Source organism: Acidithiobacillus ferriphilus (assembly GCF_028215975.1).
GTDB lineage: Bacteria > Pseudomonadota > Gammaproteobacteria > Acidithiobacillales > Acidithiobacillaceae > Acidithiobacillus > Acidithiobacillus ferriphilus.
Genome location: NZ_CP116458.1, coordinates 2,080,991 through 2,102,222 on the forward strand (window position 1 = coordinate 2,080,991; position 21,232 = coordinate 2,102,222).

Below are 21,232 nucleotides of genomic sequence, written 5' to 3' on the forward strand. Positions count from 1 at the left end.
CGAGCCACTTAGGAAACGATGGGCTTATCCTCGGCATCCCAGACATTGATGCCGCCGCCGAGGTTATAAACTTCGGTAAAGCCCATCTCCTGCAAGGTCACCGCTGCCAGCGCGGAGCGCGTTCCGCTGTCACAGTAAAGGACAACGACCCGACCACGCGCCAAGGCCAACTCCGGATGACAATGGCCATACTCCGGATCGGCCAAAGCCTCCAGATAGCCGCGGGGCACGTGGATAGCATCGGGCAGATGCCCCTCCGCAAAGGCGCAGGACTCCCGGACATCCACCACCAGCACATCATCGCGGCTGCGCAACCAATCCTCAAGCGTGTCGCAGTCTATTTCGCGAATTTGACTGCGCGCATTCCGTATAAAATCTGCCAACGATTTGGCCATCAGGGACACATCACTTGGGCGAGATGTTTAGCGAGTTCGTCAACCCCGGCACTGGTGTAATCCTTGTTTAAGGTGCCCGAGACCATCGCTATGGTAGGTGCATCCAGTTTTTCCCGCAACAAGCCCAGAACATGTGGAGAAGCGACAAGCACCAAGTGTTGGAAAGCATTCTGTTTGCGCGCCTCGCCTAAATAGGTTGCCAGTTCGCTGGCGAAGTGCAACATTTCCGTCTCTTTAGGACTGGTTTGCCATTCGATGCCAGGTCGTGCCCCGGCGGCGAAGCTTTGCTGAGCCCGCCCTCCTGCATCCGTCACCAGATCGTCCTGATGTTTGCGGCTGTCGGGGTGGGTCCAATCCTGCAAGAGATGCAGCCCTGTATCGCAACCTTCATTTTTAAAGAGACGCGCTTCCGCGGCATTACTCACCAACACCCAGGTTACGATAGCCATCATGAGTTCTCCGTTTTTCAATGGTTACCTTACATAGATAGATGCGGCAATCGCAAAAAACAAGCAACAAACCCCTCTTTCCCCGGGCCAGAACATCATTCTATGATGAGACTGCCTGCCATCTGTCTTTTGAGGAGTCCCCTATGCCCTCCCAACGCCCCAGAAAAACCGCGTGCTCACTACCCTCTTTGGGTATGGATGCCTCCAGCCTGTGCATGGACACGCGCCATTATCTGCTTCGCACCCTGGGTGCCGAAGAGTCAGCCAGCTCGGGGAATAGTGTTTACACCGCGCTGGCAATGAGCCTGCGTGACCGGCTCATCGAACGCTGGAAGACTACCCAGAAAAGGGTGGCTGCCGAAAATGGCAAGCGCACCTTTTATCTGTCTCTGGAGTTCCTACTGGGGCGGACTATGGGTAATACCCTGCTCAATCTGGGGCTGGAAGACGCTGCGCGCGACATGCTTACCCAGGAACACCGTAAGCTGACGGATCTCCTCGAGGTCGAGCCTGACGCCGGCCTGGGTAACGGCGGCCTGGGCCGTCTCGCCGCCTGCTTTCTCGACAGCTGCGCCTCTTTGGGCTTGCCGGTCACGGGTTATGGTATTCGCTACGATTACGGCATGTTCCGTCAGGAAATTCGCGGTGGCGAGCAACTAGAGGAACCCGATCACTGGTTGAAGAACGGCTATCCCTGGGAACTGAAACGGCCAGAGCGCGTGCGCCGGATCCATTTCTTTGGGCGTAGCGATACCTATCACGATGCCCACGGAAAAATGCGTCAGCGCTGGGTCGACACCCACGATGTCCTCGCCGTGCCTTACGACATCCCCATCCCCGGCTATCGTAACGACGTGGTCAACACTCTACGCCTGTGGCGTGCAGCAGCCACCGACATTTTTGATCTCGGCGAGTTCAACGCTGGCGCTTATCCGGAGGCGGTTGCGGCAAAAAATAGCGCAGAACACATCAGTATGGTGCTCTATCCCAACGATAGCAGCGAAAACGGCAAAGAATTGCGCCTGCGCCAGCAGTACTTTCTGGCCTCCGCCAGTCTTCAGGATGTAGTCGCGGACTGGGTCGCTGTCCACGGCGAAAATTTCCGCGATTTTGCCGAACATCACTGCTTCCAACTCAACGACACCCATCCCAGTTGCGCCGTGCCGGAACTGATGCGCCTGCTGATGGATGAGCATGGCCTAAGCTGGCAAGACGCGTGGGACATTACCAGCCACACCATGGCCTATACCAACCACACCTTATTGCCCGAAGCACTAGAGCGATGGTCGGTGCGTTTATTCCGACAACTCCTGCCACGCCTGCTGGAAATCATCCTGGAAATCAATGGACGTTTCCTGCAAGAGGTGGCCCGGCGCGCACCGGGCGACACCAATTTGCTGCGGCGGCTGTCTATTATCGAAGAAGGCGGTGAGCAAATGGTGCGGATGGCGCACCTCGCCGTGGTCGGCAGTTTTTCGGTCAACGGGGTCGCAACACTGCACACCCAACTCCTCCGCGATGAACTTTTCGCTGATTTTCACCGTCTCTGGCCAAAAAAGTTTAACAATAAAACCAACGGGGTGACCCCGAGACGCTGGCTGCAATGGGCCAATCCAGGGCTGCGTGATCTCATCACCGAACGCATCGGCCCCGATTGGAAGTACGATCTGGAGCGTTTACAAGACCTGGCGGCGGCAGCGGATGATGCGGAGTTCCGCAAACGCTGGGCAGAGGTACGTCGCGTTAACAAGAAAAGGCTGGCGGCGCTCGTGCATCAGCATACTGGCGTCACTTTCATCTCCGAGGCCCTAGTGGATGTACAGGTAAAGCGCATCCACGAGTACAAGCGGCAACTACTCAACGCCCTGCATGTCATCCACTTGTATGACCGCATCAAGCGCGGCGAAGCGGCCGAGGTGACTCCCCGCAATGTCCTTTTCGCGGGCAAGGCCGCGCCCGGCTATTTTATGGCTAAGCGCATCATCAAGTTCATCAACAACATTGCCAATGTCATCAATCACGATCCCGATACCGAGGGTTTGTTGCGCGTGAGTTTTCTACCCGATTACCGGGTCTCTCTCATGGAGCAAATTTGCGCGGCGACGGATCTCTCCGAACAAATCTCCACGGCCGGCAAGGAGGCTTCCGGTACCGGCAACATGAAGTTCATGATGAACGGGGCACTGACCATTGGCACTCTGGATGGCGCCAATATCGAAATCCGCGACGCGGTAGGTCCCGAACATTTTTTCCTCTTCGGATTGAATGCCCAGGAGGTGGGTCAACAACGCGGGCACTATAACCCGCAAATCTACCTACAGGCGGACCATGATCTGCAACGGGTCATGGATCTCATACAGAGCGGCTATTTCAACGCTTTCGAACCGGGCATTTTCGACCCCATCATCCACGCCGTCACCCATCCCCAGGATCCGTGGATGGTGCTCGCCGACTTTACCAGTTACAAGCTGAAGCAACGAGAAACAGCGGAACTCTGGCATGATCAGACCGAATGGCAACGTCTCAGTATCCTCAATACGGCGGCCAGCGGCGTTTTCTCCAGTGACCGGACCATTGCCCAGTACAATGCGGATATCTGGCATCTGAAACCTCTGATCATGACCCCATGACAGGATTCTCCCGATCTGTTCTAATGCTTTTCACTAACGGGGTATGTTCGCCATGCAGAGGAAACTGATGACCCATAAACCACGTCCGGTGTTACTCCTGATCCTCGATGGCTGGGGATATCGCGAAGATCCCGAGGATAACGCCATTGCCCAGGCACGTACGCCGAACTGGGATGGCTGGTGGCAAAGTCATCCCCATGGCCTCATCAATGCGTCTGGTGCCTCTGTAGGGCTTCCGGGCGGGCAGATGGGCAACAGCGAAGTCGGGCACATCAATATCGGTGCCGGTCGCGTGGTATATCAGGAGTATGAACGTATTAATCGTGCCATCGCCGATGGCAGCTTTTATGCTAACAGCACCCTCTGTGCGGCGGTGGATGCCGCCAAGGCACGGGGCGGTGCTGTACATATTCTTGGCCTGCTTTCAGCAGGCGGAGTGCACTCCCACGAAGAACACATTCTCGCGGCGCTGCGCCTGGCACGAGGCCGGGGGACTGAACGGGTCTATGTGCATGCCTTTCTGGATGGTCGTGACACCCTGCCACGCTGCGCGGCGCTATCACTGGAAAAGCTGGATGCCGAGATCAGCACCCATGGTGGTGCCCTGGCTTCAGTGATTGGCCGTTTCTATGCCATGGACCGCGACCACCGCTGGGATAGGGTACAGCAGGCTTATGATCTGCTTACCCTCGGCAAGGGTGAACACTATGCCACGGGTGTAGAAGCGCTCGCCGCCGCCTATGCGCGTGGCGAAAGTGACGAATTTGTTGCCGCCTCCCAGATTGGTGCCAGCCCGGCATGTATCGGCGATCATGATGCGGTGTTATTCATGAACTTTCGCTCCGATCGCGCCCGACAGATCACCCGCCCCTTTGTCGAAGCGGATTTCGATGGTTTTACCCGGCAAGCAACACCCCACCTCGCCGACTTCGTTACCCTCACAGAATACAGTGAGCGCTTTGACGTGCATGTGGCTTACCCCCCTACCCGCCTGAAAAACACCTTTGGCGAATGGGTGTCTCAACACGGCTTGCATCAGCTGCGCATCGCCGAAACCGAAAAATACGCCCATGTCACTTTCTTTTTAAATGGCGGTGACGAAAGGGTGTTCCCGGGTGAGGATCGCGTATTGATTCCGTCCCCCAAAGTCGCCACCTACGATTTGCAACCGGAAATGAGTGTGGATGAGTTGACTGATACCCTGGTCACCCGTATCGAAAGCCGTCATTACGATGCCATCATCTGCAATCTTGCCAATCCCGATATGGTCGGCCACAGTGGCAACTTGGCCGCCGCCATTGCTGCGGTCGAGGCGGTAGACCGTAGTCTGGGTCGCATTGTCAGCGCTGCGCGCGCCATAGGCGGCGAAGTACTGATCACCGCCGATCATGGCAATGTTGAACAAATGCTGGACGTAGAGAGCGGCCAAACGCACACCTCCCATACCTGCAATCCGGTGCCTCTGCTCTATATTGGGCGTTCCGCTGAGATTCTGACCGGAGGCGCACTGGAAGACATCGCCCCCACCCTGCTCCAGCTCATGGGCTTGCCGGTGCCTCCTGAAATGGGCGGGAAAAACCTGGTGCAGACCCTCTAATCCATGTTGCTTCTGTCCCATCCCCGCGTCGGCGCACTGCTTGCTTTGACTATTCTCCTCCCGGTGGGAGCAGGGGCGGCAACATTGCAAGAGAAAATACAAGACAGTCGGCAAAAGCTGGAGCATATCCACGAGAATCTGGGGCAAATGCAGGCGCACCTCGCGGCAGGGCAAAAAACCCAAGCGCAACTGCACAGAGAAATCAACGCCATCGATCAACAGGTTGTTGTGGTGCAAGAAAAACTGGTCGGTATTCAGCAGCAGCAGCGCCTGGCAAAATCGCAGATTGCTGACCTGCGGGCAAAAATCAGCGCACTCCAGGCCGAACTGGCGCAGCAGAAAAGCATTCTCGCTCAACAGTTGCGTGCCGCCTACATGCTGGGAGGTGTCACGCCACTGGCCGTCTGGCTACAAACGGAACGTCCGGGAGAACTGGGGCGTATGAGCGTCTTTTATGAGTCCTTGGCTAAGGCGCGCAGTACACTTATTAGCAAGACGCAAGACACGGCGCAACAAATACTGAAGACCAAGCGCGAGGTACAAACCCACGAAACCCGTCTCGCCCAATTGGCACGACAAGTCGGTGCTCAGGAACACACCCTCCAGCAACAGCGTCGGCATCACGCCGCACTGGAAAGTCAGTTGGCAGACCGCATTGCCGCCGACAAGGCGAAGATTTCCGAACTGCAGGCAAACGCCAATATTCTCGACGGATTGGTGAGCCGTCTGGTCGTACAATTCCACCATCAGGAAGAAATCGCCCGCGCGAAAGCGGCTGCCGCCGAGGCAAAACGCAAGGCCGAAGCCGCAGCAGCGACCCGTCGCGCAGCGGCAATAGCCGCACGACGGCAGGCCATCGAGCAACGTCGTCTAGCCCAGGGGACCCAAGCAGAACAGCGCGCGCGGCAGGTTCAACGGGCGGTAACCGCGCAAATGCAACCGCCGACCACTGTAGTTCGCCCGCCAATGTTAGCGCCCGCATTGCCAACGACACCCATCGTCGGCCACGGCCCCTACCCGGCACCGGTAAACGGGCCTATCAGCGCCCGTTTTGGTGCCCCGCGGGTGACTGGCGGACTCAACTGGCAAGGTATTGTCTTCCAGGCCGTGGCGGGGACACCAGTTCGCGCCATTGCGCCCGGCATGGTACTTTATGCGGGGCCTTTACGGGGCTATGAACAAATTGTCATCGTGCAAATCGCACACAGTTTGTTAGCCATATACGGGCACTTGGGTGCTACCGATGTCCACGTCGGAGAACAGGTCTCTACAGGTCGTCAGGTAGGCAGCGTTGGTAGTGGTGGGGAATTGGGGAACGATGGCCTCTATTTTGAGATGCGCAACGCGGGACACCCTGTTAATCCCTTGTACTACATTCACAATTGAGGGATGACCTAGCTTTTATGAGATGCACCATGTTGCCGATCGCCTTCCCCTTGCCGCAAATAGCCACAGGTTGCAGCCATACCCTCGGAGATTTCATCCATGTCCACTCCCCGCTTCCCTAAACCGCTCCGCGATACTTTCCTGGGCGTTGGTGTCGGGCTCGTTCTGAGCGTCAGCATCAGCTTTGCCGCCACTGTTTATGCGGCTAAGGATCGGGATACAATCCCGCTGGAACAAATCCAGACCTTCAGCCAGGTCTTCGCGATCATCAAATCCAATTACGTCGACCCCACTTCCGATAAAAAACTGATGGATGGCGCCATCAATGGCATGGTCAACGCCCTGGACCCCCATTCCGCCTATCTATCGCCAAAAGAATTCAGAGAAATGCAAGTACTCACCAATGGCAAATTTGGTGGGCTGGGGATCGAGGTAACGGGGGATCATGGGGTACTTAAAGTCGTTGCCCCCATCGACGGCACCCCGGCGGCGAAGGCGGGTATCAAATCAGGCGACCTCATCGTCAAAATTGACGGCAAGGTCCTACAGGGCATTGGCTTGCAAAAAAGTGTTGATATGATGCGTGGCAAACCCGGTACGCAGGTAACCCTGACCATTTTGCGGCCCCCCCAGGTCCTGCCCCTGCACTTCACCCTGACCCGCGCCATCATCAAGGTACAGAGTGTGCGCGCGGCCATGCTTGCACCCGGTTATGGCTACATCCGTATCAGTCAGTTTCAGGAAAACACCGGCAGCGCGACCCGCAAGGCCGTAGAGCATCTGGAGCAGGAGGCCAATGGGCACCTCAACGGCTTGATCCTCGACCTGCGCAATAATCCGGGGGGAGTGCTCGGGGCCGGGGTCGAGACGGCGGATACCTTTCTGAACAAGGGACTGATCGTCTATACCAAAGGCCGTACCGTCGGCAGCGACATGCGCTTCTCCGCCCATGGTCCAGACTACCTCCACGGCGCGCCCATGATTGTGCTCATCAATGGCGGCTCGGCCTCGGCAGCCGAAATTGTCACCGGCGCTCTCAAGGATGATCACCGTGCTCTGGTCATGGGTCAACACAGCTTTGGCAAGGGGTCGGTGCAGACGGTGATGCCGTTGGGCAATGGCGGTGCCCTCAAACTGACGACTGCACTCTATTACACCCCGGCGGGCTGTTCCATCCAGAGCCAAGGTATCGTTCCCAACATTGAGGTGCAGTCAGCCAATGCACAGCAGCGCGCCCTGAATGCCGATCTCCTGAATGAATCGGAACTACACGGCGTGCTGAAGGCGCCGGATGAGTGCAGCAAGGCCACTCCCCAGTACACCATCGCCCTACCGGGCTCTGCCACTGCCCAATCCACCAGGGAAGATGAGGTCATGGCCGCCAGCGGTGCCCTAACACCAGATTTGGCCAAGGATTATCCTCTGCACGAAGCGCTCGCCATCCTAGAAGGCAAGGCCGTCCCGGTACGAGAGGGGAAAGGGCATGCTATCGATACCGTGATCCCCCTTCCAAGGGCAGTGGGACAATAATCCCGATAGAAACATTTTGCTTTGTCATGTGCTGATCACGGATAAATTTCGCACGCGCACGGTCGAACCAAGAAGGGTTGTTCGGGCTGCCCGATGCTAGGAGGAACAGGGCTATGGTGACCTCGGCAATGCAGGTGCTTATCCCTGTAGCGGATGGCTTCGAGGATATGGAGGTGGTGATCTCCTGCGATATTCTGCGACGGGCAGGCTTAAAAGTTGTCCTCGCTGGACTCGACGCAGGATTGGTCACCGGTGGGTGCGGGTTGCGTCTGCAACCCGATGCGCTGTTAGCCGATGCGGCCAATGTTGATATCGATATAATCCTGCTCCCTGGCGGCAATAGGGGCGTGCAGCGACTGACAAAGCATCAACCGCTTATCCAGCTCCTGCAGGAAAGGCATCGGCGGGGGCAGATTATTGCCGCCATTTGTGCGGCACCTGGCATACTGGCCACCCACCATCTGCTCGACGGGCGCCAAGTCACCGCCTATCCAGGCATCCTCGACCCGCAGAGCTCGGACTATATCTATCAAGAAAATGCCGTAGTGGTTGACGGCCCCCTGGTTACTTCACGAGGGCCTGGTACAGCTATGGATTTTGCTCTTACCCTGGTGGAGCTTCTCCTCGGTCCTGAAAAACGTCGGGAAACAGAGGCGCCACTGCAACGTAGTACCTCCTGAGACTTCCCCTTTGTCCGCCACTATGGATAATAGGGCCAGCATCACTTAACCTGAAGGAAAATTTATGAAACTTCGCGCGGTCATTCTTGCTGCCACAGTCAGCGCTTTTGCAGTACCTGCTTTTGCTGCCCCTGTCGCCACCGTCAATGGTACCGCCATCGACAACAGTCAGGTGCAGGCCATCATGTCCATGAGCCCGGCGCTTGCCAAAGAGCCCAATGCCCGCGAGCAAGTGGTGCAGAATCTGGTAAACATGGAAGTACTTTCGCAGTACGCCATCCATCACAAGCTGGGCCAGTCGTCTGATGTCAAGCAACGTCTGGCCATAGCCAAGCGCCAGATCCTGGCCGATGCGGCGGTGGACCAGTATGTGAAAGATCATCCGATTCCCGAGGCCAATATTCAGAGCGCCTACCACAAGTTCGTCCAGGCCATGGGTAAAAAAGAATTCGAAGTGCGTCACATTCTGGTGAAAACCAAGGCCGAAGCCGACAAGATTGTGGCCGAACTCAAGGCTGGCCAAAAGTTCTCCGCCCTAGCGGAGAAAGACTCCATTGACAAGGCCAGCGCCGCCCACGGTGGCGAGCTGGGCTGGATTGTCCCCGGCATGGTCGTTCCGCCCTTCGCTCAGGCCATTGAGACAGCCCCTATCGACAAGCCCGTTGGCCCAGTGCAGACCCAGTTCGGCTATCATGTGATTGAGGTCCAGGCGACTCGTGCCCTGACCCCTCCGCCACTGAGCACCATGAAGACCCGTATCAAGGCGCAGTTGCAACAGCAAGAGGCCGCCAAATTTGTCTCCGATCTGCGCAGCCAGGCGAAAATCAATATCACCAAGTAATTTCGATATCGCTTGAGTAGAAGCGTCGGGGGTTTCCCCCGGCGTTTTTTTTTGCCGCCGACGGCCCCATCTTCAAGGGGTATAAGATATGCCGATCTTGCTGATGGACTATCTTGCCAGAGCGGAGGGCACGCGCCACAATGACAGCGGATGTTAAATACTACGGGGTGTAGGTCATGGGTAAAACGCAGCATCGTCGCAGCACCATCCTGGAGCGCGAGCCACAGGTACAGGAGCCCCGAAGGTACCGGGTGCTGCTGGTCAATGATGATTTTACCCCCATGGACTATGTGGTTCATATTCTTAAGACGTATTTTCACAAGCCCCATGACGAGGCAGTCGCGGTGATGATAGCGGTACATCAGCAGGGCAAGGGACTCTGCGGGATTTTTCCTTATGATCTGGCGGAAACCAAGGTTGCCTTGGTCACCGCCGATGCCCGGCAACACCAGCACCCCCTGCGTTGTATCATGGAAAAGGAGTGAACCATGATCGATAAATCCCTAGAACAGTCCATCAATCAGGCCTTTCAGATTGCCCGTCGGTACGGACATGAATATGCATCCGTGGAACATCTCCTGCTTGCTCTTCTGGATAATCCTGACGGCGTTGATGTGCTCAGCGCTTGCGGTGCCGATCGCACGCATCTGTCGGCGGAATTACAGCAGTTTCTGGAACGCAAGGTACCCGCCATAGGTCCTGCAGGAACGGTCAATACCCAACCATCTGTGGGTTTTCAGCGAGTCATTCAACGCGCCCTCTACCATGTGCAGTCGGCAGGTAAGGAGGCGGTTTCGGGGGCGAATGTCATTGTCGCCATCTTCGCCGAAAGGGAATCCCACGCCGTTTATTTCCTGCATAAAGAGCATGTTACACGACTTGATGTGGTCAATTTTCTAGCACACGGCATGCGCAAGGATGAAGTCATGGATGAGGAAGAAGAGGAAGTCGAAGGCACCACGGAAAAGAAGGGAAATAGTAAAGACCCGCTTACCGTCTATGCGCGCAACCTCAACGCCATGGCGCGAGCCGGACGACTGGACCCGCTGATCGGACGCCAGGAGGAATTGATCCGGGCCCTGCAAGTGCTGGCGCGGCGCCGAAAAAACAACCCCCTCTTCGTTGGTGAACCGGGAGTCGGGAAAACCGCCATCGTCGAGGGCCTTGCACGCGCCATCGTCGCCGGCAAGGTGCCGGAGATGCTGGAAGATGCGACCATTTATGCCTTGGATTTGGGGGCATTGATCGCCGGATCCCGCTATCGGGGTGACTTTGAAGAACGCCTGAAGGGAGTACTGAAGGCACTACGCAAGAAACCCAACAGCATCCTCTTCATTGACGAGATTCATACCTTGATCGGCGCCGGGGCCGCCTCGGGCGGCGCCATGGATGCCTCCAATTTGCTGAAGCCCGCCCTCGCCTCAGGTGAACTGAAGTGTATCGGGGCGACCACCTATCAAGAGTTCCGCCAGTATTTTGAGAAGGACAGAGCGCTCACCCGCCGCTTCCAGAAAATTGACGTGCCGGAGCCCTCTCAGGAGGAGTCCGTGCAGATTTTGCGCGGACTGAAGGGGCAATTCGAGCAGCATCATAGCCTGCGTTATACCGACGCCGCCCTGCGCGCGGCGGTAGGACTGTCTGTCAAGCATATCCATGATCGTCATCTGCCCGACAAGGCCATTGATCTCATCGACGAGGTGGGTGCCGCACAAGCGCTTTTGCCTGCTTCTCGGCGCAAGAAAAGCATCGGCGTTCACGATATTGAAGAGATGGTCGCCAGGGTGGCCCGTATTCCGGGCAAGAATGTCTCTATTAACGACCGTCAGGCGCTGAAGAACTTGGAGCGGGATTTGGGATTCGTCATCTACGGTCAGGAAAAGGCCATCCACGAACTCTCCGCAGCTATCAAAATGGCACGGGCAGGCCTGCGCCACCATGAAAAGCCGGTGGGAAATTTCCTCTTCTCCGGCCCGACCGGGGTAGGTAAGACCGAACTCAGTCGGCAGTTGGCCAGCCTGCTCGGCATTCCGCTACTGCGCTTCGACATGAGTGAATACATGGAGCGGCATACGGTGTCGCGGCTTATCGGCGCACCACCGGGATATGTCGGGCATGACCAGGCTGGGCAACTGACGGAGGCAGTGAGCCGCAATCCACATGCGGTGCTATTGTTGGATGAAATTGAGAAGGCACACCCGGATATCTTCAATGTGCTTTTGCAAGTGATGGATCACGGCAAGCTGACGGATGCTGGCGGCCGCACGGTGGACTTCCGCAATGTAGTGTTGATCATGACCACCAACGCGGGGGCCGAAGCGCGCGGCAAGGCCACCATCGGTTTTATGACGACGCCCCAGGATGACAGCGGACAAGAGATGGAAACCATCCGCCGGGTCTTCGCACCAGAGTTCCGTAATCGCCTGGATGCCGTCGTACCCTTCACACCGCTCTCTAAGGAGACGGTGCTGCATGTGGTAGACAAGTTCATCATGGAACTGGACGAGCAGTTATTGCAAAAGGGCTACAGCCTGGAGATCAGCGCCGAACTACGACAGTGGCTGGCAGACAAAGGCTATGACCCGCAGATGGGCGCACGGCCGATGACGCGGATTATTCAGGAACATCTGAAGAAGCCGCTGGCGGAGCATATCCTCTTTGGCGACTTGCCCAAGGGCACGCGCATCACTGCGCGCCTGGAGAATGGTGCGGTGAAGCTGGAGATACCGGAGCCGGTGCATCAGGAATGACGGATGGGTAGGGTGTTATTACATTTTGACAATACCTATGCGCGCGATCTGGAGGGGTTTTTCGCCCCTTGGCAGGCCGCTGCTGCTCCGGCGCCCCGATTGCTGCTATTGAACCACGCGCTGACCGAAGAACTGGGGCTCGATAGCGCGGCACTGGATAGCGATCTCGGTGCCGCCATTTTTTCGGGGAACCGAGTGCCGGAAGGGTCGCATCCGCTCGCCCAGGCTTATGCGGGGCATCAATTCGGTCATTTCTCCCCGCAATTGGGCGATGGCCGCGCCCTCTTGCTCGGCGAGTTGATCGACCGCCATGGTCGGCGCCGGGATATGCAACTGAAAGGCTCCGGTCGCACGCCCTTTTCGCGGGGCGGCGATGGCAAGGCGGCACTGGGGCCGGTGCTGCGCGAATATGTCATCGGCGAAGCCATGCATGCGCTGGGCATACCCACCACCCGCGCGTTGGCCGCCGTCACGACAGGGGAAACCGTCCGTCGGGAAACATCGCTCCCCGGCGCCATCCTCACCCGTATCGCCGCCAGCCATATTCGCGTCGGCACCTTTCAGTTCTTTGCCGCGCGCAACGAAAGTGCCAAGGTCAAACGGTTGGCCGACTACACTATTGCTCGCCACTACCCCGCCTTGAAAGGGACCGATAATCCCTACCTCAGCCTCTTTGCTGCGGTATCCGCCGCACAGGCCGCGCTCATCGCACGCTGGATGCTGGTCGGTTTCATCCACGGTGTGATGAACACGGACAACATGAGCATCGCCGGCGAGACCATCGACTATGGCCCCTGCGCCTTCATGGACGCCTATGATCCGGAGACGGTTTTCAGCTCCATCGACGCGCAGGGCCGTTATGCCTATGCCCACCAGCCGTCGATCGCGCAATGGAACCTCACGCGCTTCGCCGAAACGCTGATTGATCTGGTTCACCCCGACGCCGATGAGGCAGTGCGCCTGCTGACCGAGCAAATCAACGATTTTCCTACGCTCTACACCCGCCGCTGGCTTGATGGCATGCGCGCCAAGATGGGCCTGGCCACGGCAGAGGACGGCGATCTCGCGCTGGCGCAAGATCTTCTGTCCGCCCTGGAAGGCCAGGATGCCGATTACACACAGGTCTTCCGCGCGTTATCAGCGGCAGTGCGCGGTGATCCGGCGCAGGTCCGCGCCCACTTTGCCAACCCGGCGCCATTTGATCTCTGGTTGGTGCAGTGGCAGGCGCGACTGGCGCGCGAAAACACCACTGCGGAGGCCCGCGCAGTAGCCATGGATCACGTCAACCCGCTCTACATACCCCGCAACCATAAAGTCGAGGAGGCCTTAGCCGCCGCTACGCAGGACCAGGACCTCACCCCGTTTAAAGCGCTGCTCGCCGTGCTGGAACAACCCTTCGCGGAGCGTCCAGGACTGGAGAGCTATACCCAGCCCGCCCCCGAGGATTTCGGGCCATTCAAAACCTTTTGCGGGACATAGCGCTCACTGGGACGGGCCGCAGGTGACCATGCATATTCAAGGATAACACGCTCCTGAATACCAGGTTAACGGCCATGCGCAAGCACCTCGGCCACGCGCGCCTGAAGTACCGGAATAAGTTCTTCCTCGAACCACGGATTGCGCTTCAGCCACAGATTATTACGCGGGCTGGGATGCGGCAGCGGTATCCGGTTGGGCCAGTTTTTACGCCATGCATGGACCACCTCAGTCAGCGTTCCGACCTCGGCGGGAAGGTGATAAGCCCGGGCATACTGGCCGATGACCAGGGTGAGCTGCAGATGCGGCAAATGCGGCAGTAATTCCCCATGCCAGGCACGAGCGCACTCTGGCCGCGGCGGCAGATCTCCGGATGTCCCGGTACCCGGGTAGCAGAACCCCATGGGCACGAGCGCCACCTGTCGGGCATCGTAGAACACCTCTCGGGAGATACCCAGCCAGGCACGAAGTCTATCGCCGCTGGCATCATTGAAGGGAACTCCTGTTTCATGCACCTTCCTGCCCGGTGCTTGCGCAGCGATCAAAATACGGGCGCGCGAATCCATCTGCAGCACCGGACGCGCACCAAACGGCAGGTGCCCGGCGCAAAGTTCGCAATGGCGAACGCGGGTGAGTAGCGCAGCGAGAGGATCGCCATACGTTGCGGGATCGGGCATCCAAGATCTGGCCGGGATTGGTGAAGTTTTCACAATCTTACTCCCTCCCACCCCACTGCGCATATGGGGATGATTAATTTAACCAAAATTGTACGGTATATTGCCGTACATCATAACGCCCCTTGGCACCCTCGTCCTAAAACGACCATTATTTGCCTAAGGTTCTTACGGTAGGATTTATTCCGGCTTCCAGCGGCCGCTCGTCTCCCGTGATCAGGCGTGTACCCCGTTTGAAAGTGAGATAAGCCCAAAACCAGTTGAACATCACCGAGATTCGATTGCGCAAGCCCACCAGAAGCACCACATGAATCACACCCCATAGCCACCAGGCCGGTGCGCCGCTCATGTTTACGCCGTTGAAGCTTGCCACCGCAGCTTTCCTGCCGATGGTGGCTAGGCTACCCATATGGCGGTATGCGAATGGTGGTTGCGCAGGCTGTCCCTGCAGTTTTCTGCGAATCACTCTGGCTACGTAGGCACCACCCTGCTTCGCCGCCGGTGCCAAGCCGGGCACCGGTTTCCCTTTCCAGGCATTGGCCAGCGCCGTATCACCGATAACAAACACGTTTGGTAGACCCGTTACCGAGAGGTCCGCTTCGACTTTCACCCGTCCGCTACGATCGGCCGAGGCATTGAGCCATTGTGCCGCCGGCGATGCCACGACCCCTGCCGCCCACAACACGGTGTGAGACGCCAGGCGCTTGCCGTTGATGAGTACTCCCTCTTGATCAATATGATCCACCTTGCTTTTTAGCATGACCTCGACACCCAATCGTTCGAGTGCCCGCTTCGCTTTCTCCGATAACGTCTCGGGAAAGGTCGGCAATAGGCGCGGAGCCGACTGGACCAGAACTACTTGAGCGCTGGCCGGGTCGAAATGGTGGAACTCCTTCTCCATGCCGTGGCGCACCAGTTCGGCAATATCGCCTGCCAACTCTACCCCCGTCGGCCCGCCTCCCACAATCACAAAGGTGAGCAAACCCTGCCGCTCGGCGGGATCTTCGGCGGCCTCCGCTCGTTCGAAAGCGGAGAGAATCCGTCGTCGTATTTCCACCGCATCATCAATGGTCTTTAATCCGGGCGCATACGGTTCCCACTCGTCCCGCCCGAAATAACTGTGGGATGCGCCTGTGGCGATCACCAAATAATCGTATTGTATAATCCGCTTACCGATTAACACCCCCTGTTGGACCGTATCGATCCCGGTCACCTGACCCAGCAGCACCTGCACGTTGAGGTGATCGCAAAACAGGCCTCGCACCGTGGCGGCGATATCGGCAGGAGACAGAGACGCTGTGGCGACCTGGTATAATAGCGGCTGGAATAAGTGGTAGTTATGACGATCGATCAGGGTCACGTGCACCGCCGTTTTCGCCAACTTCGCCGCGCAAGCCAGCCCGCCGAAACCAGCGCCCACGATCACCACGCGCGGCGCCCCTTCCAGTGGGAATACCTGCCCGCCACTAATCTGTGGAAGGACATCCAGAATCCATTTGTCGAGCGATAACCTGCCAGGCCCATACAAGCCAACAAGTGCGAGCGTCATCACAAAATATACGTCCGCCGGGCCATCTGAGCCGGTTATATGCATACCGATAACGGTCATGATAAGCACTAGCACCGCGGGACGGGCAACAAAGCCGAAAGCAATAAGTAGCGCACATACCAGCGTCAGAGTAGGTGTTGGTGTAAAATGAGCAAGCGATTTTCCCGGCAGTAGTTTTACCAGACGAATTGGTATCACCGCTCCCAAACTTACCACCAGCAGCGCCAAGCCAAGCCATAGACGGAGGACCAATTGATAGTATGGCTTGAGATACCGCGTAACGGCGCTTGCCAGGCGGGTTAGGGCGGTGGCGAAGGGCAGCGCGGTATCCCCTAATCCGCGCGCAAGAAGATGATCCAACGACAACGGCCCCGCGCCACATATCACGAACCACCCGAATAGCACTGCCGAGTACAGGTTGATATCCAGGGCGAGATAGTTGAACTGGACCACCAGCACGAGAATAAGCATGTACAGCGCGGCCCACCGGGTTGCCAACCCCAGCGCGAGCAATACCGGAATAAGCATTTGTATCGCTGCCCCCAGATAGGTAGGGCTTAGCGGCTCCACCCAAGGCACGGGATAGGCAACATTAGACAGATAGGGCGCGACGCTCAGATCGAAAATCTTCAATATCCCCGACACAAAGAAGACCTTTGCCAACCACAGACGGATCAGGAGGCCCGCCACGGGTCCAACCGATCGCTCCGTTACCCGGTAAACAGTACCGATGATGCCCATCAGCACCAGCAACCAGCGGATGCCATCGGCTGCTCGCCGGAGCCGACGGTCATTAGCGTTCGGCAACACTAATGATACCTTCCAACGGCACTACTGAGCGTATATCGGGCTTGGATACGGGTAGTGTCAATCACGAATTCTCCATAATCTCCAGAAGAAAATCCTGTCCCACTTTGCGGATATTCTCTCTGCGCTCATTCCGACTATTCGTTTGTCCCTACGCAAGAAAGTTCAACGTGGGTTTCGACCTCCAAAAGCTGGATCTGTTTGCTCACCCCAGCCTGCGACGTATGCAGGCCACCGGCAGCGTCTTTGAAGTTCTGACGCACCACCGCGCAGACAGGCACAGAGCCCGTTGCAAGTTCAGCAGAGAGACCATTAACCAATCTAATTCATATATAGATATAATATATCAGTATTTCCCCCTTTGCACATCCGTACTTAGAATCAAAACCCTTGATGAACTTGGCAAGTTTACCCCCGTACACAAGGGAGCGTTAATGCACTTTTGCCAGCGTGGAACGGACTGTCTCAGTCTTTCTGGATCTCGGACTTGCCACGAGATCCCAAGAGAAGAAGGAATGTATGGCTTACAAAAATATAACTATGTTTTGGACAAGGAGCACTGAATGATCATTATCAACCGTAAAAATGCCATTGAACGTGCCACGTTTCTTACCCAAACAAGTAGTTTAAACGCGGCGACGATTGCGGTTGGGGAACAACTGGCAGGAGCGGCGGAACTCTCCATGGATATGGCCATAGCCGTGCTAGGCAACAATCAGATCGCCGAAATGGCCGGATTCCTCAATGATAGCAAGACATGTAAGGAGCTTGATGTACCCTGCGACGGCGTTGGATTAGACCTTGATGAGTTGCGGGAATGGGGCTTGACGAGAAAACAATATTGCGTTGCCCATGAAATCGCGCTGGTCGCCCATATGGTTGATCGGGCTCGTACACACCACAATGTATCCACAGATACACCAAGAACCCTAAGAGCCTATTCTTCTTGATCTGCCTTCCAGAAAATCGCAGCCATTCGAGCTGCACGATAAATAATTCTAAAAATCTTGAGGATGACATGGAATCGCTTCAACGATCAGATGTTCCGCTGCCTTCCTCCAAACAGGAAGACCTGCGGCGTTTCGCCGAAAGTTTGAGCCGTGAGCAATTACTTTGGGCCAGCGGGTATCTGACGGGTGTTGGAAACACGATCCACGTTCAACGGATATCAGGAGATGCCGATGCGCGTATCACTATCTTGTTTGGTACGGAGACCGGTAACGCCAAAAGGTTGGCGGAGGCTCTGGCAACCAAGGTACGAGCCACAGGCATGCAGGCTGATCTCCAGGATATGCTGACGTATGGTCGCGCCAAGATGCGGCGGGATCGCACGCTGCTCATTATCGTGAGCACGCATGGCGACGGCGAGCCCCCTGACAGCGCCCGTGCCCTGCACGCCCTTTTAACGGACCGCCAAGCGCCGCCGGACTTGCGCCATCTCCGCTTCTCTGTACTGGCATTGGGCGACGCGAGTTACCCTCGATTTTGCCAGGCCGGAAGAGATTTCGATGCTGCCTTGGCGGCCGCTGGTGCTCATTGCCTGGCCCCCCGTGTCGATTGCGATGTGGATTATGAAGAGCGGGTTGCATACTGGATGGGGCAGGTTCTGGAAGCCCTCACCGTTGGTGATTTCTCTCCGGCAGCATCGCTTCCCGCCGCCGCTCCAAAACAGGGATACTCGAACCATGCCATTTTTCCCGCCGTTCTGCTGGACAAGGTGAATCTCTCGGGCCGTGGATCGAGCCGAGAAGTCTGGCATTTCGAACTGGACCTCGACAAATCTGGTCTTCACTATGCACCAGGCGATATCGTTTCCGTTGCCCCAAGCAATCCGCCCCAACTCGTGGAAGAACTGCTCGACCGGCTCGAACTGGACCACAAGGCTCCCGTACGGACCAGGCAGGGTGAAATGCCGCTGGTGGAGGCCCTTGCCGCGCATTATGAAATCACCAGAATCACATGGCCATTTCTGGAGCGTTACGCGCGCCTGAGCGATGCGAAGGCTTTGCAAAGCGCGATTACCGAACGGGATGTCAACGGCCTCGGCACCTGGACAGACGGCCGGGAAATCATCGACGTCGTCGGGCAATACCCCGTCAAGGGGCTTAGCGCGCAATCCTTCGCTGACTGCCTGCGGCCCTTGCCGCCGCGGCGGTATTCCATCGCCTCCAGCCTTCTGGCCGTTCCGGGCGAGATCCACCTGACGGTCGCCGCCATCCGCTACAGCAGCCACGGGCGGGAGCGTCTGGGGGTTGCCTCGACATTTCTGGCGGATCGTGTCGCCATCGGTCGGCCTGTACCCATATTTATCGAGCCTAACGCCGAATTCCGACTACCCGAAGATTCCGGACAGGCAATGATCATGATCGGGGCTGGAACCGGGGTGGCCCCCTTTCGTTCCTTCCTGCAGGAACGGGAGGCGCTGGGTGCTGCAGGAAATAACTGGCTTTTCTTCGGGGACCGCCACTTCAGCACCGATTTTCTATACCAGCGGGAGTGGCTGCGCTGGCTCAAGGATGGGCACCTCAGCCGGCTCGACGTTGCCTTCTCCCGCGACCAGGAACGCAAGATATATGTCCAGGACCGCTTACGGGAGCGTGCCGGTGACGTATTCGCATGGCTTGAAGAAGGTGCCGCCGTGTATGTGTGCGGGGCCGAAGCGATGGGCAGGGCGGTACAGCAATCTCTGGTGGATATCGTTCAGTCTGCCGGGCGCACGCAGGTTCAGGCCGAGGAATATATTCTGGAATTGAAACAGACGGGGAGATATCACCGAGATGTCTATTAATGACAAAGCGCTTTCCGACGTGGAACGGATCAAGGCGGAGAGCCGGGGGCTGCGCGGTACGCTGCGGGAGAGTCTGCGCAATCCCGTCACCGGTGCACTGGCGGAAGATGACGTTCAGGTCATCAAGTTCCACGGCATTTACCAGCAGGACTATCGCGACCTGCGGGCGGAACGCCACCAGCAGAAACTGGAGCCCCTGTATCAATTCATGGCCCGGCTGCGCCTGCCGGGCGGCGTATTAAGCGGAGCACAATGGCTGGCGTTGGGCGACATCGCCCGCACCTACGGCAATGGTGGTCTGCGTATCACCAGCAGACAGAGCATACAATTTCACGGACTGCTCAAACCGCATCTCCAGCCGACGCTGCAAGCCCTCGACCGGGCACTGCTCGATACGGTCAGCGCCTGCGGCGATGTCAACCGCAACGTCATCGCCAGTTCCGCCCCGCAGATCTCCGCCTTCCATGCCGAGGCATACGGCTGGGCGCAGAAAATTGCCGAACACCTGCTGCCGCGGAGCCATGCTTATCATGAAATCTGGCTCGACGGCCAGCAGATAACCGCGCCGGAGGAGGACCTCCTGTACGGACCCAGCTATCTGCCCCGCAAGTTCAAGATCGCCATCGCAGTGCCACCGCACAACGACGTCGATGTGTTCACGCAGGATCTTGGGTTCATCGCCATACACGAGGAGGGGCGACTGGCGGGATTCAATGTGTGCGTTGGGGGAGGCCTGGGCCGCAGCCACAACAAACCCGATACCTACCCGAGGCTGGCGGATGTCTGCGGCTTTTGCGCCCCCGGACAAGTGTTGGCCGTTGCCGAAGCCGTGCTCACCACCCAACGCGACCACGGGGACCGGAGTGATCGAAGCCATGCCCGGCTCAAATACACGGTGGACCGCATGGGTTTGGATCGCTTCATGGCGGAGGTGCAGCAACGCACTGGATTCCCGCTGGCCCCGCCACGCCCGTTCCACTTCGAGACTTCGGTAGACCGGTTCGGCTGGCTCGAAAATGATGACGGAACAGCCTGCCTTACCCTCTTCATACCCGGTGGCCGGGTTGCCGATGGCGATATTCCGCTCCTCAGCGGGCTGGATGCACTCGCCCGTCTGCACCATGGCGAAATCCGGCTGACCTGCAATCAAAATCTGCTGATCGCCGGCATCTCCCCCGCGGAACGCCCCGTTGTCGAAACCGTGCTCGCTGAATACGGGCTCAACAGACTGCTGAATCTCGCCCCTGTCCGTACCCACGCGATGGCATGCGTAGCGCTGCCCACCTGCCCCTTGGCGATGGCCGAGGCCGAACGCTATTTACCGGTTTTTCTGGATCGCATCGAGGCGTTGCTTGCCGAGACCGGTCTGGAAGGAGAAGCATTGGCAGTGCGTATGACCGGGTGCCCCAACGGGTGCGCCCGGCCCTATCTCGCGGAGATCGGCCTGGTCGGCAAAGCGCCCGGCCTTTACGATCTTTATCTGGGCGGCGACCGAGCCGGTATGCGCCTCAATACCCTTTACCGGGAGGCGATGGGCGAGGCAGCCCTGCTGGATACCCTACGGCCCCTGTTGAAGCGATTTTCCGGTCACCGCTGGCCCGGCGAGACATTCGGGGACTTTGTCCGGCGACAGGATTTATTACCGCCGGATCCCGGTCTCCTGCACACAGGGAGGCAGTGAGG

At 57.7% G+C, this 21,232-nt stretch carries 17 protein-coding genes; 12 read left to right on the forward strand and 5 right to left on the reverse strand.

The window, feature by feature from the left end; translation table 11 throughout:
* Positions 1–8: 8 nt before the first annotated feature.
* Positions 9–395 carry a rhodanese-like domain-containing protein gene (locus PJU76_RS10450; RefSeq protein WP_271779489.1) on the reverse strand — a complete coding sequence of 129 codons (387 nt, stop codon included), beginning with the start codon at positions 393–395 and terminating at the stop codon, positions 9–11.
* Complete coding sequence (locus PJU76_RS10455; RefSeq protein WP_271779490.1) at positions 395–847, reverse strand: host attachment protein; 453 nt, start codon at positions 845–847, stop codon at positions 395–397. The genes PJU76_RS10450 and PJU76_RS10455 overlap by 1 nt, the downstream gene beginning before the upstream one ends.
* Positions 848–987: 140 nt before the next feature.
* On the opposite strand from PJU76_RS10455, the gene PJU76_RS10460 reads away from it, so the two are divergent.
* The 9 genes from PJU76_RS10460 (at position 988) to PJU76_RS10500 (ending at position 13,734) form a co-directional block, all read left to right on the forward strand.
* Positions 988–3,474 carry a glycogen/starch/alpha-glucan phosphorylase gene (locus tag PJU76_RS10460; protein WP_271779491.1) on the forward strand — a complete coding sequence of 829 codons (2,487 nt, stop codon included), beginning with the start codon at positions 988–990 and terminating at the stop codon, positions 3,472–3,474.
* Positions 3,475–3,541: 67 nt separating this feature from the next.
* Positions 3,542–5,071 carry a 2,3-bisphosphoglycerate-independent phosphoglycerate mutase gene (gpmI, locus tag PJU76_RS10465; protein ID WP_271779492.1) on the forward strand — a complete coding sequence of 510 codons (1,530 nt, stop codon included), beginning with the start codon at positions 3,542–3,544 and terminating at the stop codon, positions 5,069–5,071.
* 3 nt (positions 5,072–5,074) lie between these two features.
* Positions 5,075–6,457, forward strand: a complete 1,383-nt coding sequence (locus tag PJU76_RS10470) for a murein hydrolase activator EnvC family protein (protein ID WP_271779493.1) — start codon at positions 5,075–5,077, stop codon at positions 6,455–6,457.
* 99 nt (positions 6,458–6,556) lie between these two features.
* Positions 6,557–7,987 carry a S41 family peptidase gene (locus PJU76_RS10475; RefSeq protein ID WP_271779494.1) on the forward strand — a complete coding sequence of 477 codons (1,431 nt, stop codon included), beginning with the start codon at positions 6,557–6,559 and terminating at the stop codon, positions 7,985–7,987.
* A 113-nt stretch (positions 7,988–8,100) separates the two neighbouring features.
* On the forward strand, positions 8,101–8,667 hold the full coding sequence (locus tag PJU76_RS10480) for a DJ-1 family glyoxalase III (protein ID WP_271779495.1): 567 nt from the start codon (positions 8,101–8,103) through the stop codon (positions 8,665–8,667).
* A 64-nt stretch (positions 8,668–8,731) separates the two neighbouring features.
* A complete protein-coding gene (locus PJU76_RS10485; protein WP_064219087.1) occupies positions 8,732–9,508 on the forward strand; it encodes a peptidylprolyl isomerase in 777 nt (258 codons plus the stop codon).
* A 176-nt stretch (positions 9,509–9,684) separates the two neighbouring features.
* On the forward strand, positions 9,685–9,993 hold the full coding sequence (gene clpS / locus PJU76_RS10490; protein WP_064219086.1) for an ATP-dependent Clp protease adapter ClpS: 309 nt from the start codon (positions 9,685–9,687) through the stop codon (positions 9,991–9,993).
* A gap of 3 nt (positions 9,994–9,996) precedes the next feature.
* Positions 9,997–12,255: an ATP-dependent Clp protease ATP-binding subunit ClpA gene (gene clpA, locus PJU76_RS10495; RefSeq protein WP_271779496.1), complete on the forward strand. Its 2,259-nt coding sequence runs from the start codon at positions 9,997–9,999 to the stop codon at positions 12,253–12,255.
* A gap of 3 nt (positions 12,256–12,258) precedes the next feature.
* A complete protein-coding gene (locus tag PJU76_RS10500; RefSeq protein ID WP_271779497.1) occupies positions 12,259–13,734 on the forward strand; it encodes a protein adenylyltransferase SelO in 1,476 nt (491 codons plus the stop codon).
* 65 nt (positions 13,735–13,799) lie between these two features.
* Here PJU76_RS10500 and PJU76_RS10505 read toward each other — a convergent pair whose 3' ends face one another.
* The 3 genes from PJU76_RS10505 to PJU76_RS13635 all read right to left on the reverse strand — a co-directional run bounded on the left by PJU76_RS10505 (position 13,800) and on the right by PJU76_RS13635 (position 17,042).
* Positions 13,800–14,441, reverse strand: coding sequence for a uracil-DNA glycosylase family protein (locus PJU76_RS10505; protein ID WP_271779498.1), 642 nt, complete (start codon positions 14,439–14,441; stop codon positions 13,800–13,802).
* Positions 14,442–14,556: 115 nt separating this feature from the next.
* Entirely contained in the window at positions 14,557–16,764 is a 2,208-nt protein-coding gene (locus PJU76_RS10510; protein ID WP_271779499.1) for an FAD-dependent oxidoreductase, read from the reverse strand.
* Between the two features lie 134 nt (positions 16,765–16,898).
* Complete coding sequence (locus PJU76_RS13635) at positions 16,899–17,042, reverse strand: LysR family transcriptional regulator (RefSeq protein ID WP_334212483.1); 144 nt, start codon at positions 17,040–17,042, stop codon at positions 16,899–16,901.
* Between the two features lie 282 nt (positions 17,043–17,324).
* On the opposite strand from PJU76_RS13635, the gene PJU76_RS10515 reads away from it, so the two are divergent.
* The 3 genes from PJU76_RS10515 (at position 17,325) to cysI (ending at position 21,230) form a co-directional block, all read left to right on the forward strand.
* Entirely contained in the window at positions 17,325–17,711 is a 387-nt protein-coding gene (locus PJU76_RS10515) for a hypothetical protein (protein ID WP_271779500.1), read from the forward strand.
* A gap of 68 nt (positions 17,712–17,779) precedes the next feature.
* Positions 17,780–19,549: a diflavin oxidoreductase gene (locus tag PJU76_RS10520; RefSeq protein WP_271779501.1), complete on the forward strand. Its 1,770-nt coding sequence runs from the start codon at positions 17,780–17,782 to the stop codon at positions 19,547–19,549.
* Positions 19,539–21,230 carry an assimilatory sulfite reductase (NADPH) hemoprotein subunit gene (gene cysI / locus PJU76_RS10525; RefSeq protein WP_271779502.1) on the forward strand — a complete coding sequence of 564 codons (1,692 nt, stop codon included), beginning with the start codon at positions 19,539–19,541 and terminating at the stop codon, positions 21,228–21,230. Before PJU76_RS10520 ends, cysI begins: the two co-directional genes overlap by 11 nt.
* Positions 21,231–21,232 lie beyond the last annotated feature (2 nt).

What these genes read in the sequence shown, in the direction of transcription:
- PJU76_RS10480 (WP_271779495.1), top strand. Translation starts at nt 8,101, where the DNA reads ATGGTGACCTCGGCAATGCAGGTGCTTATCCCTGTAGCGGATGGCTTC.
- cysI (WP_271779502.1), top strand. Translation starts at nt 19,539, where the DNA reads ATGTCTATTAATGACAAAGCGCTTTCCGACGTGGAACGGATCAAGGCG.
- gpmI (WP_271779492.1), top strand. Translation starts at nt 3,542, where the DNA reads ATGACCCATAAACCACGTCCGGTGTTACTCCTGATCCTCGATGGCTGG.
- PJU76_RS10520 (WP_271779501.1), top strand. Translation starts at nt 17,780, where the DNA reads ATGGAATCGCTTCAACGATCAGATGTTCCGCTGCCTTCCTCCAAACAG.
- PJU76_RS10455 (WP_271779490.1), bottom strand. Translation starts at nt 847, where the DNA reads ATGATGGCTATCGTAACCTGGGTGTTGGTGAGTAATGCCGCGGAAGCG.
- PJU76_RS10500 (WP_271779497.1), top strand. Translation starts at nt 12,259, where the DNA reads ATGGGTAGGGTGTTATTACATTTTGACAATACCTATGCGCGCGATCTG.
- PJU76_RS10515 (WP_271779500.1), top strand. Translation starts at nt 17,325, where the DNA reads ATGATCATTATCAACCGTAAAAATGCCATTGAACGTGCCACGTTTCTT.
- PJU76_RS10475 (WP_271779494.1), top strand. Translation starts at nt 6,557, where the DNA reads ATGTCCACTCCCCGCTTCCCTAAACCGCTCCGCGATACTTTCCTGGGC.
- PJU76_RS10460 (WP_271779491.1), top strand. Translation starts at nt 988, where the DNA reads ATGCCCTCCCAACGCCCCAGAAAAACCGCGTGCTCACTACCCTCTTTG.
- PJU76_RS10485 (WP_064219087.1), top strand. Translation starts at nt 8,732, where the DNA reads ATGAAACTTCGCGCGGTCATTCTTGCTGCCACAGTCAGCGCTTTTGCA.
- clpA (WP_271779496.1), top strand. Translation starts at nt 9,997, where the DNA reads ATGATCGATAAATCCCTAGAACAGTCCATCAATCAGGCCTTTCAGATT.
- PJU76_RS10450 (WP_271779489.1), bottom strand. Translation starts at nt 395, where the DNA reads ATGGCCAAATCGTTGGCAGATTTTATACGGAATGCGCGCAGTCAAATT.
- clpS (WP_064219086.1), top strand. Translation starts at nt 9,685, where the DNA reads ATGGGTAAAACGCAGCATCGTCGCAGCACCATCCTGGAGCGCGAGCCA.
- PJU76_RS10470 (WP_271779493.1), top strand. Translation starts at nt 5,075, where the DNA reads ATGTTGCTTCTGTCCCATCCCCGCGTCGGCGCACTGCTTGCTTTGACT.